The following is a 19,687-nucleotide window of genomic DNA, read 5'->3' as shown; positions in this document are numbered from 1 at the left end:
ACCCGGCGGTACAAGGGAACCTTTCCTATATCTCCCAAAAACAGGAACTGTCGTATCCTTTTTCTTCCATCATGCGCCTCAGCTCACGGCATCCGGTCTGGATTCTCTTGACCACGGTGGAACAGTTAATTCCCGTACGGCAGGCAATCTCACGGTACGACATCCGCTCCCAATACCGCATCTTGATCAGTTCCTGCACCGGCACCGGCAGACACGAGAGCTGTTCCGCCAGGCAGAACAGCGCCTCTTCATATCCTTCGGGCATGCCCTCGTCCGCCACCGGCAGCCACTCATACTCCACATCGGCAACCACCGGCAGACGCTTTTTCCGGTAATGACTGCACAGGTAATTGGACACCAGCGAATACAGCCACGCCACGAAACACCCGCGCCGGTATGCCCGCTGCTGTATCTTCAGCAACAGATGCACCATTATTTCCTGATACAAGTCCTTCACCGTTTCTTCGTCGCGGGTAGAAAACCGAATCCATTTTTCGACAGAAACGGCACAGCGCGAAAGCAACACCGCAATAGCCTCCTCATTATTTTCCAGATACAACCCGATCAATTCGTCATCCGACATGTCCTGCAATTGTCTTTCCATCAGCGTAAAGAATATGAATCAAAAATCAGCTAAACATACAGAAAACGCCCTTACCCGCCCCACAGGTATCATCCTCTTCCGGACCGGCTGAAACAGTCATCCGGAGCAGAGAACGGGCATCATACGGACCCATAAGGCATACCCAACAGACTCAATCCAACTCACATTACAATTGTGAAGTACCGCCCCGGACGGACGGCCACATTCAGGTTAACAAAGTTCAATTCATGCGTTCAGTTAAATCCAGTTCCACTCACAAAATCCAGTGTCTATTACACAAATCTATGTATTTCTTCCGAAAAATCCAAATGGAGATTCACTTATTTTCACGCACTTACCCCAAATTCCTTCCCCAATAAAAAAGGCAGCCCCTGTTTCCGCATCCTTCCGACCGAACGATGCAAAACAGGGACTGCCCTTATGCGCAATCAAAAAACTTAGCGGACAATGATTTCATCCACAAACTGGATACCCGGATAAGTAGTATCCGCAATGGCCTGATAACGGATATATCTTACATCCGCCTCTCCTTCCCAGGCAAAATCCTTGAAGGAAACCGCATCGTCCTTCACCACCTTATGGTCGATTTCAGCCAGGGTCTGATAGTCCTTTCCGTCGGCCGAACCGGATATCACCACCCGTGCCGGGAAATACACCCACGGACCGCACACCTGCATGAAGGTAGCCGATACCGAATGAATCTTCGTAGTCTTCTCCAGGTCGATGGTCACATCCATGCGGCTGTCATCCGAGAATCCCAGCCAGCGCTTGTCATTATAGCTCCATCCGCCGCACAGCCCGTCGGTCAGCGTCTTCTCCCCGTTGGCCGGATAATTCTTCCAGTACGGATTATTGAAAGTCACCTTCTTGCCCGTCGCCAGGTGCGTCACCGGCTGAGCATATTCCGGACGGTTGCCGATTTCCTCGGTAATGTCGAACGGATGATATCCCCATGCCTTCCAGCGGGGAGTTGCCCGCAAGATGCGTTCGCGGAAAGACTCCCACGACTTGTTCTCCGGCATTGTCCATCCCGTTTCGGCCACTGCAATGGCGCGCGGATACAACATATACTCCATATGCTCGTCGGTAGGAATGTATTCCGCCCAAAGATTACCCTGTACACCCAGCATCATGTCTCTCTCTTCCGCATTCAGTGAATCGGGCACCGGCTCATAGCTGTACACCTTGCCCAAAGGCAGGTAACCGCCGATGGCCTCCGGCTGAGAATAAGGAGCATCCTGATAACTGTCCAGGTAACAGAATTCACCCGGTGTCATGATGGCATGGTGTCCGGCACGAACCGCCTTGATACCACCCTCTTCACCTCTCCAGGACATTACCGTCGCATTCGGTGCCAGTCCGCCTTCCAGGATTTCGTCCCATCCCAGCAACTTGCGTCCCTTGCTGTTCAGGAAGGTCTCCACCCGATGGATCAGGTAACTCTGCAGTTCATCCACGTTCTTCAGTCCCTCTTCCTTCATGCGCTTCTGACACAGCGGACAAGTCTTCCAGGCAGACTTTCCTGCCTCATCTCCACCGATATGGATGTATTCGGAAGGGAACATCTCCATTACCTCTGTCAAGACATTCTCGATGAACTCAAAAGTCTTTTCATTTCCCACACAGAAGTCGGAAGCCCCCGGCTGATGCGTACACGAAAGTTCCGGATAAGCCGCCAGCACCTCTTCCGAGTGCGAAGGCATCTCAATTTCCGGAATCACGGTCACCTGATGCAAAGCCGCAAACTTCAGCAGGTCGGCCACCTCCTCTTTGGTATAATAACCTCCATAGGCACCTCCGGAATAATCCTTTTCACAATATTCTCTTTTGGCGTTCCACCACTCCTTCCAGGTATTCTGCTTGCGCCAGGCAGCATACTCCGTCAGGCGGGGATACTTGTCGATTTCCAAGCGCCAGCCGGCCGCATCCGTCAGATGCAGGTGCAGGCGGTTTATCTTATAAGAAGACAACAGTTCAATCTGCTTTTTGACAAAACCGGCACTCCGGAAATGACGTGACACATCCAGCATCACCCCACGGTAAGGGAAACGAGGTTCATCGGCAATCTCCACTCCCGGAACGGCGTCCGTCCCGTCCGTCAGCTGCTTCAGACTCTGCAGCCCATAAAAGATTCCGGCCGGAGAAAGCGCCTGTACGGAAACCTTGTCAGGAGAAACCTTCAGCACATATCCTTCGGGAGAAGTAATGTTCGGAAGACTGGATACCAGTTCCAGTATAATCATATTGTCTCCGACTTCCTGCGTAAAATTCAGAGGCAGCACGCTCCGGTAAAGAGCCGCCTTCACCATCTCACCGTCAATCTGTTCGGGATTGAACGAAATACGAGTCTGGTCATTCCAGGCAAACCGGTCTGCGGTTTGTACACACGACAGCGGAGCCGGAGTCAGAAAAACTTCGCATTTTTCCTTCTCACCCGCACAACCCGCCATCAAAAACGAAGCCAGCGCAACGAATAATAGTCTTTTCTTCATATAATATTAAATTTAAATAAATAACCGATAGGAAAACAACCGTACCTAACCGTCCGTTGTTTCAATAATATGAGACAAACAAATAAAAAAAATTAATAATACCTGTATTTTTTCACATTTTCTGCAAAAATAATAATAAAAAGAGACTTCACCATTAAATACAATTGTTTATTTGTCAGCCTTATTATATTTTTGCAACTTAAATATTCAACAACAACATTATGAACTTACAAAAGACTTTACTGACTACATCCGTAATCGGAGCCTTATGTTATGCGCCTGTGAAGGCCAATCATGTACAACCCGACAAAAAGACCCCCTCACAGGGCTGGTTCTTCAAGAAGAAAAAAAGCGTACCTGCCGATTCATCCAAAGTAGCGGACTCCACTTCGGGAGAAATCGCCGTTCCGCAATACCAGGTAGGCAAAGGTATGTTCAATATTTATTACAAGAATCACAATTATTACTTTGAGATACCCGACTCACTGCTGGGACGGGACATGCTGGTAGTCAACAAACTGCAGAAAGTTCCGCTGGAACTGAATGATGCCGGTGTGAACCGTGGAACCAATTACGAGACCCAGATGATACGCTTCGAACACGATTCCATCACCCGCAAGATCCTGGTTCGCCAGATCCGTCCGCTGCCGGAATCACCTGCAGGCGACGCCATCACCCAGTCGGTGAAGAACAACTTCATCTCACCGCTGATTGCCTCCTTCCAGACGGAAAGCCGCGATGCTTCCCGGAAGTCATACCTCATCAAGGTAAATGACATTTACAACGGATCGGAGACCAGCATCAACAACGTATTCGACAACATCAACCTGGGCACCTCTGCCATCAAGGATTTGTCGCGCATCGTACACATCAAGTCCTTCCCCAATAACGTAGTGGCCACCTCCGAACTGACCACCCGCGTCAGAGAAGGCATGTCGACAGTCAATGTCACCGTAGAGGTCAGCTCGTCCCTCGTGCTGCTTCCGGAACACCCCATGACCGGACGTCTGGACAATCCGAAAGTAGGATACTTCACCAAGGACTTCCTGTACTTCAGTGACGCACAGCAAAAGACAGAGGAAAAGAAATACATTACCCGCTGGAGACTCGAGCCCAAGCCCGAAGACCGGGAGGCCTATCTGCGCGGAGAACTGGTAGAGCCCGCCAAGCCCATCGTGTTCTATATTGAGAACTCCACCCCTTACCGCTGGAGAAAATACATCAAACAGGGTATCGAAGACTGGCAGACAGCCTTTGAGCGTGCCGGCTTCAAGAATGCCATCATCGCCCGCGACCTGCCCGACAGTCTGGCAGTGGATGCCGATGACATCAACTATTCGGTAGTAACCTATGCAGCCTCTTCCAAGGCCAATGCCATGGGACCGTCTATCCTGGACCCCCGTTCGGGAGAAATCCTGGAAGCCGACATCATGTGGTGGCACAACGTAATCTCCATGGTACAGGAATGGATTACCGTACAGACCGGTGCCTGCATCCCGGAAGCCCGGGGAGTGAAGCTCCCTGATGAAATGATGGGAGACGCCATCCGGTTCGTGGCCTGCCATGAAGTGGGACATTCCCTCGGACTCCGTCACAACATGATGGGCTCGTGGACTTTCCCGACCGACTCACTGCGCTCGAAAGCCTTTACCGACCGCATGAACTCCACTGCCTCATCGATCATGGACTATGCCCGCTACAACTATGTAGCCCAGCCGGAAGACGGAGTAACTGCCGTATCGCCCCACATCGGTCCCTACGACCTGTTTGCCATTGAATACGGTTACCGCTGGTACGGACTTCCTACGCCGGAAGCCGAAAAAGACGTGCTCTTCAATTTCCTGAGCAAACACTCCGGACGTCTGTACAAATACAGCGAGGCACAGGACCCTCGGGCAGCCGTAGACCCCCGTGCCCAGAACGAAGACCTGGGAGACGACCCGGTAAAATCATCCCGTCTGGGAATCGAGAACCTGAAGCGGGTGGTTCCGGAAATCATCAAATGGACCACCACCGGCGAGAAAGGACAGAGCTATGAGGAAGCGTCACGACTGTATTATGCCGTCATCATGCAGTGGAACAACTATCTTTACCACGTGATGACCAATATCGGAGGTATTTACATTGAGAATACCACCGTGGGCGACGGCGTGCAGACCTATACCCATGTAGAAAAAGAAAAGCAGGCTGAATCACTGGACTTCCTGCTGGATGAAGTGTTGTGCTACCCCCGCTGGCTCTTCGACACCCCGATTTCAGACTACACGTTCCTGCTCCGCAAAAATCCGAACGGAATGGTGGAATATGCCCCGAACCAGGTGCTGAAAAATACGCAGGGATATATTTTCTGGGACCTGCTTTCGAACGACCGTCTGATGCGTATGCTGGAAAACGAGCTGAAAAACGGAAAGAAGGCATTTACCGTAGTCGAAATGATGGACAAGATGCACCGCTCCATCTTCGCCACCACATTGAAGGGAGGCATCCCCGACGTCATGGAACGGAACGTACAGAAAGGCTTCATCGATGCCCTGATTACCGCAGCGGCAGAATACGAAGGAGTAAAGGTCAACAAGCAGCTGAGCGACTCCTATCGCACCAATCCTTACCTGCTGCATGACACGCCCCGATGCAGCTGCGACGAACTGTATGCCGACCACGCAGAACGCATGGGAGCCCCCCGTGTACTGAATTTTTACGGCGGCCAGGTCAACCGCATCTCCGATGCCATTTCGGTAAAGCGTGGAGAACTCCTGCGCATCAAGGAACTGCTGGAATCGCGCCGGTCCACTTCCGACACGGCCACACGTTATCACTACGATGACATGATCCTGCGCATCAAGACTGCCCTGGGATTAAAATAAAAGAGAGCCTCTCTGATCTTTCAGTGATCAGTATCCTGCTACCACCGTATCCGGATATATGCATGGAAAATATCCGGATACCCTCTTTTGTCTTGTCAGCCATCTTCCGGCAAGACAAATCATATTATCACCCATAAACAATATTCCCATTTCATTTGTTTAGTATTATAAACTTTAACTATTTATTTTAATGACCCACTAAATGAAGAAAACTTTATTCTTATTGTTCATTCTTTGTAGCGTTCTGCAACTAGCAAATGCAGCCGACAAAGTCATCACAGGTAACGTAATCGCTGCCGACGACAAGCAACCCCTGATCGGTGTGTCTGTCTTTGTCTCCTCGGAGGATCTGAAAAAGTCAGGAAGCTCCCAGCAGACATTAGGAGTAATCACCGACATCGATGGGAATTTTTCCATCACGATTCCATCGGCCGTCAAGAAACTACAGTTCAGCTACATCGGATATGCTCCTTTGACACTGGAACTGAAAAACGGACAGACGCACTATCCCGTCGCACTGGAAACTTCTTCCACCATGCTGGCAGACGTAGTGGTCACCGGCTATCAGACGATTGAGCGCCGCAAGCTGACGGCAGCCATCGCCAAGATAGACGTATCCGAATCGAGAATCGGAACCGTAAAGAGCATCGACCAGGCACTCTCCGGACAGATTGCCGGGCTGTCGGCCATCTCGACCTCCGGAGCCCCGGGCTCACCGGTGAAAGTGAGAATCCGCGGTACCTCGTCGCTGAACGGTACACAGGACCCGCTGTGGGTACTCGACGGAATTCCTCTGGAGGGTACGGACATCCCCAACCTGGAACAGCTCAAGAACATCGACGATGTGGAGCAGTCTTCCATTGCCGGACTGAACCCTGCCGACATCGCAGACATCACCGTATTGAAAGATGCTGCGGCTACGGCCATTTACGGAGCACGTGCCGCCAATGGAGTCATTGTCATCACGACCAAAAGCGGAAAGGCCGGAAAAACGATGGTGAACTTCAATACCCGCCTTACCTATACGCCTAAATTCAACATTGACCGTCTCAACCTGCTGAATGCATCGGAGAAGGTTGACCTCGAGTTGCAGCTGATGAAGTCACAGTATTCCATCAACTCCGACAAGGGAAGCGTATACCGCATCCTGAAGAAGTACGATGAAATCAAGAAATTCCAGGCCGGTGGCTGGGATGCCCTCTCGGCCGATGCCCAGAGAGAAATCAACGGTCTCCGCCAGATCAACACCGACTGGAACGACATTCTGCTCCGCAATGCCTTCAACCAGGAATACAACCTCAGCGTATCCGGAGGAAACGAGAAAACGACGTTCTATACCTCGCTGGGATACTCGAAGGAAGAAGGAAATATTCCGGATGTATCATCCGACCGTCTGAACCTGGTAACCAAGACCAACTATAAGATCAACCGGATCCTGAAGGTCGGTGCATCGGTTTTCCTGAACCGCCGAAAGCTGAATTCCTATCTGGCCACGAACGGATTCACCAATCCGATGTTCTATGCCCGCATAGCCAGTCCGTATCTGCGGCCATACGATGAGGATGGAAACTACCTCTATGATACGGATGTACAGAGCGGATACTCGGACCTGAAGTTCAACATTTTCGAGGAGCGCAACAATACTTCGAACGAAACGGTGATCAACTCCATGTCGTCCATCTTCGACGTCGAGCTGCGCTTCGACGACCGCTTCAAAATTTCCTCACAGGTAGGCTTGCAGCTGGACAAGACCTCGCGTGAACAGATTGCCGACCAGGAATCGTTTGCCATGCGGTACGAACACCAGCAGCGCAGAGACAACAGCACCGGACAGTCGTTCCTGCCGGCAAAGGGCGGATTCCACAAAGCCTACGAAAACTCAGACTCCCAGGTAACCTGGAAGACAATGGGAACTTACCGCGATACGTATGCCGACATCCATGAGTTTGAGATCATGCTGGGCTCTGAATTGCGCCGCACCTGGGGAACCACCCTTTATTCTGCGGGCTACGGATACGACCGCCGCACGATGACCAACCAGCCGGTCATCTTCCCGAACGACTCGAAGGCCTTCCCGCTGCATACGAAGACCAACGTGGAAAATGCCTATGTATCCGGCTTTTCTACCCTATCGTATTCACTGCTGAACCGCTATACCCTGGGAGGAAGCATCCGTTTCGACGGGTCGGACCTTTTTGGGGTGGACAAGAAATACCGTTACCTGCCCCTGTACTCCGTTAGTGCCCTGTGGCGCATTACTGAGGAACCTTTCATGGAGCAGGTACGCTGGATGGACAACTGGGTGATCCGTGCCTCGTACGGTATACAGGGAAACATCGACAAGAACACTTCACCTTTCTTATTAGGCAAGTACCAGTCGAATGCCAATCCCATCCTGCCCGGAAATACCGAAGACATGATTACGGTTACCTCTGCCCCGAACGACAAACTGCGCTGGGAGAAAACCTATTCGAGCAACATAGGTATGGATTTTGCGGTACTGAACCAGGCCATCAACCTGAGTGTGGACTACTATTACCGCAAGGGAACCGACCTGATCGGCATGCACATGCTGCCGCTGGAAACCGGGTTTGCTTCGACCACCATCAACTGGGCAAGCATGGTCAACCGGGGAGTGGAAGTCAGTCTGTCGACCCGTAACATCCATACCAAATCCTTCATGTGGACAACGACATTCAACTTTGCCTACAACCAGAACAAGGTATTGAAGGAAGCCATCACGGAGGCTAGTACGACTCCCAGCAGAGAAGGCTATCCGGTAGGAGCCATTTTTGCCTTCCCTTATGCCGGTATCGACAAGGACGGTCAGCTGACCTTCTACAACAAGGAAACCGGACAGAAAGAAAGCGCCAAGGAGTTCTTCAAAATCCGGGAATGGGGATTCGGGGCCTACGACCTGACTCCGGCAGAAGTGCGTGAGAAATACGAATACATCGGCAGTACGGATTCTCCATACAGCGGCGGTCTGACGAATACCTTCACGTTCAAGGCATTCGAACTGGGCATCAACTGCATCTTCAACGCAGGCGGATATGTACGGACACAGCCCACTTACTCCATCATGGGGTACGACCGCGGCCAGAATACCAACCGTGACATCCTGCAGCGCTGGAGCAGTGACAATCCTTCGGGAACCCTGCCTGCCCTGCTCGACGGAAACGTAGACCCGGATTCCTACATTGCACTGGGAGGACTGAACGTATACGAAAACCTGAGCTTGTGGGTAAAGAAACAGAACTACCTGCGCGTGCAGAGCATCCGTCTGGGATATTCGCTTCCGTTTGAACTGACCAAGAAATGGGGCATCAGCCAGGCCAGTGTCAGTCTGGAAGGAAGAAACCTCCTTGTCTTCGGTTCGGACTACACCAATTTCCTCGACCCGGAAACGATGGGAAATCCTTATGCACAGCCTATTCCGAAATCGGTTACTCTGAGTCTTAATCTGAACTTCTAAAAACTAACAAGAACGATATGAAAAAAATATATATCTACCTGACTTTCGTATGTTTGAGTACGATACTGGCCGGATGTGACAAATTCCTGGACATCAAGCCGACAGGCAGCGTGATTCCTACCACCCTGGATGAATACCGGGCCTTGTGGGTATCGACCTGCAACAACCTCCCTTCCGACAGAGGACTGGCCGCTATGGGAGCCGACGAAATGTACGTCACCAACAGTGGAGACCGCGACAAATACAGTCCGATTGAACGCTGGGAAACGAATACCAGCAGTACGTCTACCACCTCTTTCAACTGGGCAGGGTATTACCAGACACTCTACTATGCCAACTACCTGATTGAGCACCATGAAGAAATCACCGAGGGTAAAGCAGAGGAAATCCGCCAGCTTGCCGGAGAAGCTTACCTGATGCGGGCATACATGCATTTTGTACTGGTAAACCTGCACGGACAACCCTATACCAAGCCCGGAGCGCCTGAGACCAAAGCTGTTCCGCTGAAACTCGACACCGACATGGAAAAGGTACTTTCGCGCAATACGGTGGGTGAGGTATATGCCGCTATCCTTTCCGACCTGAAAAAAGCCGAGGAATACCTGAATGTGACAAAGTGGAGCGACAAGACACTGTCTTACCGTTTTACTACATTGTGCGTACCTGCACTCCGTTCGCGCATCTATCTTTATATGGGCAACTGGGAACAGGCGTATGCCAGTGCCGAAAAAGCACTGGAGGTACAGAACCAGCTGGAAGATTTCAACACGGCCGGCTTCAAGCTTCCGAACCATTTCGAATCGGTGGAAGCCATCAACGCCCTGGAATACACATTCACCAACGACTACAGCCTTGCCGTTTCCGTACTTCCTTCTTTCCTGAAGCTCTACGAGGCGGGAGACTTGCGTACCAATGCTTATTTCAGCGAAGCCGACAAGAGCGGCAACCGCAAATGCCTGAAAGGAGGAAATTCGGCCTTCCGCTCCACCATACGTACCGGAGAAGTCTACCTGAACAGTGCGGAGGCAGCAGCCCGGGCAAAGAAACTGCCGGAAGCACGCAAGCGGATTCTGGAACTGATGGCAAAGCGATATACTCCTGAGGCTTTCAATAAGAAGAAAGCAGCCATCGAATCAATGGAGCAGGAAAATCTGATTGCGGAGATCATGAACGAACGTGCCAAAGAACTCGCCTTTGAAGGACACCGCTGGTTCGACTTACGGCGCACTACCCGTCCCCGGATTGAAAAGACCATCGAAGGTCAGAAGTACATACTGGAACAGGACGATGCACGCTACACCATTCTGATTCCGAAAGAAGCCATTGCCGCCAATCCGAACCTGAGCAACTGATCCGTTCGGAGATACCGAGATATTGGTTTCTCTCTCCTTCCATCCATCCCGGATGCTCCCTCAGTGAGTATCCGGGATGGATTTTTTATATCCTCATCCAATCACTTTCTTCCTATCCGCCCACTCCTCTCTTGTACCGCAACCGACACCACAAGGCAAAAAAATACCCCCATCGCAAATAAATGCAATGAGGGTATTCCAATCAGTATTTATCTTTTACCACGGAGTGGCTGAATCACTTGACATGATATCATCAATCCATTTTGTCGGCTTCTTCGTAGTCTTCAGCGTATGTCCCTTTCCGGTCAAATCGGCATAGCTGGTTCCGTCTCCGCTCTTACCGTCACTCAGACGCCAGTAGCCTTCCAGTCCCGGAGATTTAGTACCTACACTTGTCATGTTATTCTGAATCTGCGCATCGGTACGGCAAACCGACCAAACTCGCATTTCGGTCATCAGCATCTTGCAGTCTCCCCACCAGGAATCATCGGCTGCACCGAACCAGTTCATTCCAGTAAAGGTAGTAGGACCATCAGGAATATCCAATACACCGGCAAAACCGCCGTTTACATACAAACGATATTCAGAGCCGTTGAAGGTTATTGCATAATGCTGCCACTTGTTGGTTTCCATCGCCACACCCGGATTCAGGAACTTGCCGTCACGACCCACTACCTGAATCAATGAATGTCCTTTGGTTCCATCCGGCTGGTCGCTCTGAGGGTCCTCAAAACGCAACAGCAGGTTGTCCGATCCGCCGCTTCCGTTCGAGAACACCGTACGGTTACGGTTGCCGGTATCACTGATCTGGAAACGGGCTTCTACCGTAAAGGCAGAATAAGTCTCAGGACCGTTCGGCATTTCAGCCGAGAAACCGGTACCCCCCTGGTACAACGGCAATGAATAAGGAGCCACATTTTCAGTCGTAATAACAAAAGTACCGGTCTGAGGCATCATAGGCACCTTACCGTCTACGCTTACCAGACGCAAGGGCAAAGCATATGATTCAATCAACATTTCCGAAGTAAACTCCTTGATATGAATCTGGGTAGGTTCGGCACTGTAGTTTCCGGCCTTAATGGTTACTTCCTGTTCGAATTCATAACTGCCTTCGGGCAAAGTCACAAAACTTGCACTCTGTGTCTTGTTGTACTCCTCCATGACAGAAGGATCCACCACGAATTTCAAAGTAACATCCTCTCCATAAGTTTCGCTCAGACAAGCAGTGACAGTGGCATCCGCTCCGCCTTTAGCCACTACTACCTTGGTACTCTCCGAAGTAGTGCTTTCCGCAATAAAGCCATGCACACCCAGTACATTATATTCTGCATCCTCACAAGAGACCAGTCCTCCTGTCAGCACCAGAATACCACCGACTAAAAAATTCTTTATTGTTGTTTTCATATCCAATCTATTCTTATTAATGTTCTACATTTGAAAAGATCATTCATTCACCCCTTCATTAGCTGCCTGAATACCTCTTCTCAACCACTTGTAAGGAGGAGTATTCACCTTTTCATTCTGGAACTGATAAGCTCCGAAGCCTCCTTTCATGAATCCGTTGACAGGTTGCCATTTCGCCATACCCAACAAAGAAGGACATACCGCCTTATCCTGTCTTTCTCCGTCTCTGTTGGTCCAGTAATAACCACCGTTCAATGCATCAATCGCACTTTCCAGGTTTTCAGTAGCCACAAACATATTGGTAACCTGTTCTTCCGACAACACACTGCTGTACGCACTCACACACTGCTGCAGACGGCTGTCCAGATTACTGTCACTCATACCAGCATCCGGACTCGGTTTTCCTCCCGATACCGAATAAGCCTGAGATACCAGGTAACTGAAACGGTCAATCACACTCGGATTCATTCTCCAGATTTCTCCGTCCAGGATAAACAATTTCGATGGATCTGATGATTTCGGGCCAATGTATTTACCCAATTCATCAATCAGGATTGACATACGTCCCTGGTCGCTGGCCAGTTTTCCTCCATAGCCATAATTCGGTTCATAGTCAATGTCAAAGCCATCATAACCGTAGAAGTTCACACTGTCGACAATGGCACGTGCATACTTGCGGATGGCTTCTTCGATGGCAGCATCGTCTCCGTCTTTCCAGCCCCAGAACTGCTCACGTGTAGTATCGTCCTTGTCAAACTCAGCCGGAGTCATTCCCTGTCCGACAACCGAAGTAAAGCTACAGAACACCACTCTCGTACCTTTCTTTTCCTGTACAAATTTCAGGTCACGCTTTTTACCTTCAGAAAGATTATTCCATCCTCCCCAGAGAGATACCACATCCATACTGTCAGGAAGTCCCGCCAACATGCTGGCAGTCGATACCCCCGGTTCGCTCCATCCGGCATACCAGCCAAAAGAAATCGGATGCTTGGACTGCTTGAATGCCCTTAACGCTTCGTAATAACTCTCAGATTTAGCAGGCTCTGTCAGAGAATACTCATCGAAATTTTCCAGCTCCGGAGTAGTACAACTAGCCAGTGCACACATACCCGAAAAGAAAGCCGCAACTTTTAATATATTGATTTTCATAATCGTATCTTAATTAAAGGATTATTATTTTTTCTTTGTCCAAAACAGGTCTACACCCTCATTGTCAATACCTCCAATCATCTGAACAGCTGCATTGTAATTGGCCGTATTCAAGTCCTTTTCAGTATAAGGGAAGCGCAAGCGACGCATACCACGGTTGGTATCTACCGCTCCATTGCTCAGGTTATCGATTGCAGGAGCCAGATCAGGATATCCTGTACGACGGTATTCGGCCCATGCTTCCAATCCCAGCGGATAGCAGGCAATCCATTTCTGAGTAATGATCCGTTCCAGTTTCTGTTCATTGGTAGCCTCGTTGCTCCATGCCACGGTAATTGTACTTTTACGGGTATAGTCCAGTTTACCTCCTCCCAGCGGATCCTTCTCATGGTTGGCTGGTTTCTTGGTATCATCTGCAATATAAGCACTTGCCTGGTCGGCTGATACACCGTACTGTTCCATTGACAGTTCAATACCTTTCTTATACAGTTCCTCTGCCGAACCGGCTGTATACCATCCTTTCAGTGCTGCCTCAGCCAGCAGGAACTGAGTTTCCGCAGCCACGAACATCGGCAGTTTTGAATTAGACTTATAGTTTGGCTGAGAATATCCCTGCACATCCGACTTGTCGAATGCAGCCTGTCCCGAACGCATACCGATGTATTTATTCTCATTGCCCGAATAGGCACATTTGGTAAAATAAGCCGGACGGCGTGGATCCTCATATCCATTCATATAATCCACAATAGAAGCATTGGCACGCAAGTCCCCCCAGTTGACAGCCGCAATCTGATAAGGATTACCCTGTACTCCCGGATCCATCATTGCATTCTCCGCGTTAGTCATGATCAATCCAGCCGGATGATTTACCGCTGCCTTGACAGCCTCCTCATCCCCAGAACGCATTGCCGCTCTCAAGGCCAGAGAATTTGCAAACTTAGCCCACAAAGCATAGTCGCCCTCATACACCAGGTCTTTTGCACCGAGCGGTTTTGAAGTCGGATAATCCTTTGCATAGCTGGCCAGCACCGTAGCTGCATTCTCCAAATCATTGATCACATTCTTATATACCTCTTCATTGGTATCGTAAGCCACTGTCATCTTACCGTTCTTCACCTGGCTGTAAGGAATCGGTCCGTAACAATCGGCTACGCGCATCATGGCAGCCGCCTTAACCAGGTTGGCAACCGCATAATAGTGTCCGGACCCCTTAGTAGATTCCTCCACCTTGAAGAAATTACTGTATACGTCTGTAAAGATTATCGAATACACCCCACTGTTCCAGTCATCCGAGGCATTGAAAGTATCGAAATTCTGACCTCCCCAACGGTTGGACAAAGTGAAGTATCCTCCCAGTGTACCCACCATCTGTTCCACACTCTGAGACTTATTCTGCTGTATATACATCAGCGCGTCAATCATCGTCGGAATCAGGATAGAAGGATCGGCTGTCTGTACGGCATAAGGGTCTTTATTAAATTCTTCAAATTTATCGGTACAACTGCCCAACACAGATATTGCAGTTGCAAACGCCCATATTTTAATTGTATTTTTCATAATCATTTCTTTTAGAATTGCAGTTTTACATTAAAACCAAAGTTGCGGGTATTCGGCTGCATGAAATAATCCACTCCCTGATAGAAGTTGCTGTTTGTAGCAGCAGAGACTTCCGGGTCAAACGGAGCCTTGCAGTACAGCATAGCCAGGTTCTTGGCAACAAAACCCAGTGTAAGTTTAGCCTTCTGGTTAAACCATTTCTGCGGCAATGTATAATTCAGCGACAATTCCTGCAGGCGTATGTTAGTAGCATCATACAGATAATATGCTCCGTAACCACCATCTGCGGTAGCGATTGTCTGATAATAATTCTTCGCATCAATCATACCATAGTTCACTGGAACACCTCCATTGTCACGGGCAGATGCAGTGACTTCAGATACGCCATAATAATCCAGAATACCCTGAGTAGCCGAGTAAACCAATCCACCAAGACGTGCAGAGAACACAAAGCCCAGCGACAAGCCTTTATATCCCAGCGTATTGCTCCATCCCAAATATCCTTTGGCTGCCAGAGAACCCACTTTACGGAATTCAGTTTCCTGCATAGACATATTACCCGAAGTACTGATCTGCACATTACCGTTCAAGTCGCGGGCAATTTCATTGTTCACATAAATATCAGTAAGCGAACCACCTTCGCGCAAGATTACACGCGGAGCCAGGTTCTGGGCACCCAGCCAGTCTTTCTTGATTTCCGTGATATCTTCTACCGGCTTATGTTCGATAGGATCGATCATGCCATGAGCGAGTTCCTTGATCTTGTTCTGGTTGAACGAATAAGTGAATGAGCTTGACAGAGAAAAATCACCCCAGGTGTTCTTGTATCCTACAGCCAGTTCCAATCCCTGATTCTGCACATTACCCGTCTGAGCCACGAAGTTGTCATATCCGGTTGAAGCAGCCAGTGGCACATAAATCGTCTGATGATAAGTATTCGATTTATAATAAGTAGCATCTACCGTAATGGTATTGTCAAGGAAGCTCATGTTCAGGCCCAGTTCCAAAGATTTTGTATCCTCCGGTTTCAAGTCATAAGCAGGATAAGTCTTAGGCTGCTCCCAGTTGTGTGTCTGATCATTGTATTTATAACTCGGGTTACTCAACCATCTGTCAATCGGGCTGGCCACCTGTGAATAAGAACCTCTCACCTTCAGGAAAGAGAACCATTCCGGCAACTGCACCATTTTAGAAACAATGGCCGACAAACCGACAGAAGGATAGAAGAAAGAAGTATTATTGGTATAAGCCAGCTGAGAAGCCCATTCGTTACGTCCGGTTACACTCAGGAACCACATGTCTTTCCAGCTCAATTCAGCCGCCCCGAATACAGACTGTACCTGATCGTGCCATCCGTCCTGTTTAGTCTTATACTTTTCCGCAGTATTCACATTGTTCAAGGCAAAGTGATTGGCCAGCAGCAAGTCTCCCGCATTCATCACATTATTATAACGGGTATCATTGATAGAAGCACCCAGGTTGGCTGTCAGTCTCCAATCTCCCCAGGACTTGTCTACACTTGCAATCACATCCGCATAGAATGAGCGGTCATAGCTATTATCCAACTGATATCCACCGTTCTCTCCACAGAAAGTTGTCAGTGTGGTTGCATAGTACTTACGTGTTCTTTCATAGCTTGCTTCATCCACACGCACACGTCCTTTTACATTCAACCAGTCTGTGACATTATACTGCAAAGAAGCATCGAACATATAACGGCGTTTCTTGTTCTCACGCATGTTACGGTTCTGCAACCAGTAAGGGTTCTGCAAAGAATGGTTACCTTCACCCACCGGCCAGTACTGCGCATTCATACCGCGGACAGGGTCCCAGCGTTCGTACAGACGTATTTCATCGAAATTATTTCCACGAGGGAAAAGATACAATGCAGGAAGCGGATTGAAGTACTTACCCTGAGAAACCAAGTTCTGGTCGTCCTGCAAGATAAAGCTTGCGCCAAAATCCAGGACCAGTTTGTCATGAGCAAACTTTGTTGTATTACGTGCCGTGAAGTTATAACGGTTATAATCACTCTCGGGCACTACTCCCTTAGTATTCGTGGTAGAAGCAGAAATATAAGTCTGATTCTTCTCATTACCCGTAGAAAGACTGATGGAGTTGATGATATTGGTTCCTGTATTGAAGAACTTGGCAGGATCGTAATCGCCGTTGATCAATTCTCCCCAGCTTCCCATATTTTCACTGTTGCCATAACGTGACTGCATCTCCGGCAACATGCACACCTTAGAGAAAGTGGTACTGTTGCTGATAGTGACAGAAGTACGTCCTTCCGCACCTCTCTTGGTAGTAATCATAATTACACCATTGGCAGCAGACGAACCATAAAGAGCGGCAGCCGAAGCACCGGTCAGCATACTGATAGATTCAATATCATCCGGGTTGATATCCGCAGCCGACTCAGAGCTGACCGGATTTCCGAATGTACCTCCATCGCCACCCAAGCTGTTGTTATACATAGGGATACCATCTATCACATACAATACATTATTGTTCTTTTCGATAGACTTCATACCACGCATCACCACTTTAGTCGTACTACCCGGTCCGCCGGCACCTGCATTAATCTGAACACCGGCCACCTTACCTACCAGAGAATTAACGAAATTGGCATCTTTAACCGTAGTAAGCGCATCATTCTTAACTTCCTGGACGTTGTAACTCAACGCCTTCTGTGAACGCTTGATACCCAATGCTGTAACAACAACTTCATCCAGCACCTCCGTATCTTCCTGCATCACAATTTTACCCAAATCTGCCTTGGCGGGTAATTTCTGAGACTTATAACCGATATAAGACAGTTCAATCAACGCCTTTGAATCGACAGACAGCGTAAACTTACCATCAATATCCGTAATAGTACCGTTTGTTGTTCCTGACTCAAGAATGCTGACTCCAATCAAAGGCTCGCCCTTTGTATCAACCACAACACCTTGCACAGAAACCTTACCTGCCGGCTGCATGACAGAAAAATTTTCTGTTACCCTTCCTGATGCTACCGCCGAAGCCATTCCAGCACCGGGAACCATCAGCAAACAAAACATTTGGGAAATTTTACTTACATTCATAATTTAAGGTTTTATTAAAAAATCAATTCGTGCATTGTCAATCTTCAGTTTCCATAGTCGTTAAGGCTACTTGTTCAATAACCGCTTTCAGGTTGTCTATTAACGTTTTTAAATTTAGCGGCCGCAAATATACTTAAATATTTTAATATCCAACAACTATTAATGATTTTCCTTAAAAATGAGAAAATAGTTATTTTAAAACCTAAACAACTAACACGTAAAACCAAAATATTTTTCAATATTATTTTACAATAACAAAACTAAAGTATTAACAATAAGTAACTTAGTATAAATCACAGGACAACAAATGTGCAGCCGGCCTGTAAGATGCGTTTTTACATTTTACTACGGATAATGCTACATAGACTTAACAAAATTGGATAATATATCCATACATAAATTCTTGCGACCGAAAAATAAAAAGGAGAAAAAATACAGAAAATATACATTTTGTAACTCTAAACAAGCTCTCGAATGATTCACGAATACTCTCAGACCATTGACAGGAAATTGTCCACACAGCCCCGAACCGGCCCCTCACCCGTCATCCGGGCAAACACAAAAAAGGAACTAAAAACAAGAACAGTAACGGCTCAGTAGAAATTTAGTGGGGATAAATTTCTACTGAGCCGTTCTTTTCCGATTGCGTTCCTTATTTTTTATCTTTCCGTCAGCCTGACCTCCGTTAGCTATTTCTCACACGGAACACGGATCACATACACCTCATATGGATGGATAAATCTGTACCGTCAACTGATAAATTAACATTTTTAATTTGCATTCGCCTCTTTGTGACATTATCTTGGGCCGCACAGGAAGACAGGAACCCCGGTCGGAAGAAGGGATAAAACAGGGATTACCGATACCGGCAGCAGCAATGTCTTCCACAACCCGACTAACTGACAATCTATTGTTTAACTTTAATTCTTTTTATTATGGCTGAATACATCAAACAGGAAATCGGAAAACTGAACGGTACGGACGGAACACGATGCTATTACCGTATGAAGAGTCTGGGAATGATTACGACAAAGGAACTGGTGGAACGGATCGCCGCGCATGGAAGTGCGCTGCAAGAAGGCACCGTCGTCCACGTACTGACGGAACTGGCCAGACAGATGGCTTATTACATGGCAAAAGGGTATTCAGTATCACTGAATGAAATCGGAATATTCCGGGCTTCCCTAGGAGTGATGGAAGGTAAGGAGATGGATGAGTTTGACACGGAGGAAACCCGACGGAATGCCAGAAGCATCGGAGTACGGCGTATCCGTTTCCGGGCTGACAAACAGCTGGTGAAACATACAGGAGAAATGTGCAGGCTCAAACGGGGAAAAGAAAACCGACTGAAGGTTTCTCCTTATTCGAAGGAAGAGCGCAGACTACGGGCTTTGGAATACCTGAAACAACATGGTTTTATGCGAATAAGCGACTATGTGCAGCTGACAGGACTAAGCCGGACTGGAGCAACCTTGGAACTTCAGGAGTTTCGCAAGATGAAAGGAAGCGGAATAGGTTTTGAAGGGAGAGGTCCTGCACGTATTTATGTCCCAGCCGACTGAATATGCAGGAAAAATACAGACGAGAGGAGAATACGGGCAGTAAACATTTCGGTAACTGCTGAAAAATGAGTAACTTTGTCGCCCGGAAGGCAGATTTGCCGGATGAATGAATACGAACAAAAATTAAACAACTGATTATCCT

Annotated in this window: 10 protein-coding genes; 4 read left to right on the top strand and 6 right to left on the bottom strand. The window is 48.5% G+C overall.

All coding sequences use genetic code 11. The features are described from left to right. Positions 1-25: 25 nt before the first annotated feature. Complete coding sequence (locus H3001_RS02570; protein WP_178245351.1) at positions 26-604, bottom strand: RNA polymerase sigma factor; 579 nt, start codon at positions 602-604, stop codon at positions 26-28. Between the two features lie 437 nt (positions 605-1,041). Beyond that, positions 1,042-3,096 carry a glycoside hydrolase family 20 protein gene (locus H3001_RS02565; RefSeq protein ID WP_178245349.1) on the bottom strand — a complete coding sequence of 685 codons (2,055 nt, stop codon included), beginning with the start codon at positions 3,094-3,096 and terminating at the stop codon, positions 1,042-1,044. A gap of 221 nt (positions 3,097-3,317) precedes the next feature. On the opposite strand from H3001_RS02565, the gene H3001_RS02560 reads away from it, so the two are divergent. From H3001_RS02560 to H3001_RS02550, 3 genes are all read left to right on the top strand, one after another. Then, complete coding sequence (locus H3001_RS02560; RefSeq protein ID WP_178245346.1) at positions 3,318-5,960, top strand: zinc-dependent metalloprotease; 2,643 nt, start codon at positions 3,318-3,320, stop codon at positions 5,958-5,960. A gap of 202 nt (positions 5,961-6,162) precedes the next feature. Then, a complete protein-coding gene (locus H3001_RS02555) occupies positions 6,163-9,435 on the top strand; it encodes a SusC/RagA family TonB-linked outer membrane protein (RefSeq protein WP_181214003.1) in 3,273 nt (1,090 codons plus the stop codon). Positions 9,436-9,452: 17 nt separating this feature from the next. Continuing rightward, positions 9,453-10,787: a RagB/SusD family nutrient uptake outer membrane protein gene (locus tag H3001_RS02550; protein ID WP_178245342.1), complete on the top strand. Its 1,335-nt coding sequence runs from the start codon at positions 9,453-9,455 to the stop codon at positions 10,785-10,787. Between the two features lie 216 nt (positions 10,788-11,003). On the opposite strand, the gene H3001_RS02545 is transcribed toward H3001_RS02550, so the two are convergent. Genes H3001_RS02545 through H3001_RS02530 form a run of 4 tightly spaced genes read right to left on the bottom strand, consistent with a single transcriptional unit; the run spans position 11,004 to position 17,983 of the window. Next, the gene (locus H3001_RS02545; RefSeq protein WP_181214002.1) at positions 11,004-12,191 is read right to left on the bottom strand and encodes a DUF1735 and LamG domain-containing protein; all 1,188 of its coding nucleotides are present in this window, start codon (positions 12,189-12,191) and stop codon (positions 11,004-11,006) included. A 39-nt stretch (positions 12,192-12,230) separates the two neighbouring features. Continuing rightward, positions 12,231-13,340, bottom strand: a complete 1,110-nt coding sequence (locus H3001_RS02540; RefSeq protein ID WP_178245338.1) for a glycoside hydrolase family 18 — start codon at positions 13,338-13,340, stop codon at positions 12,231-12,233. A gap of 24 nt (positions 13,341-13,364) precedes the next feature. After that, entirely contained in the window at positions 13,365-14,897 is a 1,533-nt protein-coding gene (locus tag H3001_RS02535; protein ID WP_178245336.1) for a SusD/RagB family nutrient-binding outer membrane lipoprotein, read from the bottom strand. Positions 14,898-14,908: 11 nt separating this feature from the next. Continuing rightward, positions 14,909-17,983: a SusC/RagA family TonB-linked outer membrane protein gene (locus H3001_RS02530; RefSeq protein WP_178245334.1), complete on the bottom strand. Its 3,075-nt coding sequence runs from the start codon at positions 17,981-17,983 to the stop codon at positions 14,909-14,911. A gap of 935 nt (positions 17,984-18,918) precedes the next feature. Between H3001_RS02530 and H3001_RS02525 the strand changes: the two genes are divergently transcribed. Then, a complete protein-coding gene (locus tag H3001_RS02525) occupies positions 18,919-19,545 on the top strand; it encodes an HU family DNA-binding protein (RefSeq protein WP_178244306.1) in 627 nt (208 codons plus the stop codon). Positions 19,546-19,687 lie beyond the last annotated feature (142 nt).

Source organism: Phocaeicola faecicola, assembly GCF_013618865.1.
GTDB classification, from domain to species: Bacteria; Bacteroidota; Bacteroidia; order Bacteroidales; family Bacteroidaceae; genus Phocaeicola; species Phocaeicola faecicola.
This window is presented reverse-complemented; position numbering and strand designations above follow the sequence as displayed.

Bases quoted from the DNA above. Each gene is read 5' to 3' on its own strand.
- H3001_RS02570 (WP_178245351.1), bottom strand. From the start codon at position 604: ATGGAAAGACAATTGCAGGACATGTCGGATGACGAATTGATCGGGTTG.
- H3001_RS02565 (WP_178245349.1), bottom strand. From the start codon at position 3,096: ATGAAGAAAAGACTATTATTCGTTGCGCTGGCTTCGTTTTTGATGGCG.
- H3001_RS02560 (WP_178245346.1), top strand. From the start codon at position 3,318: ATGAACTTACAAAAGACTTTACTGACTACATCCGTAATCGGAGCCTTA.
- H3001_RS02555 (WP_181214003.1), top strand. From the start codon at position 6,163: ATGAAGAAAACTTTATTCTTATTGTTCATTCTTTGTAGCGTTCTGCAA.
- H3001_RS02550 (WP_178245342.1), top strand. From the start codon at position 9,453: ATGAAAAAAATATATATCTACCTGACTTTCGTATGTTTGAGTACGATA.
- H3001_RS02545 (WP_181214002.1), bottom strand. From the start codon at position 12,191: ATGAAAACAACAATAAAGAATTTTTTAGTCGGTGGTATTCTGGTGCTG.
- H3001_RS02540 (WP_178245338.1), bottom strand. From the start codon at position 13,340: ATGAAAATCAATATATTAAAAGTTGCGGCTTTCTTTTCGGGTATGTGT.
- H3001_RS02535 (WP_178245336.1), bottom strand. From the start codon at position 14,897: ATGAAAAATACAATTAAAATATGGGCGTTTGCAACTGCAATATCTGTG.
- H3001_RS02530 (WP_178245334.1), bottom strand. From the start codon at position 17,983: ATGAATGTAAGTAAAATTTCCCAAATGTTTTGTTTGCTGATGGTTCCC.
- H3001_RS02525 (WP_178244306.1), top strand. From the start codon at position 18,919: ATGGCTGAATACATCAAACAGGAAATCGGAAAACTGAACGGTACGGAC.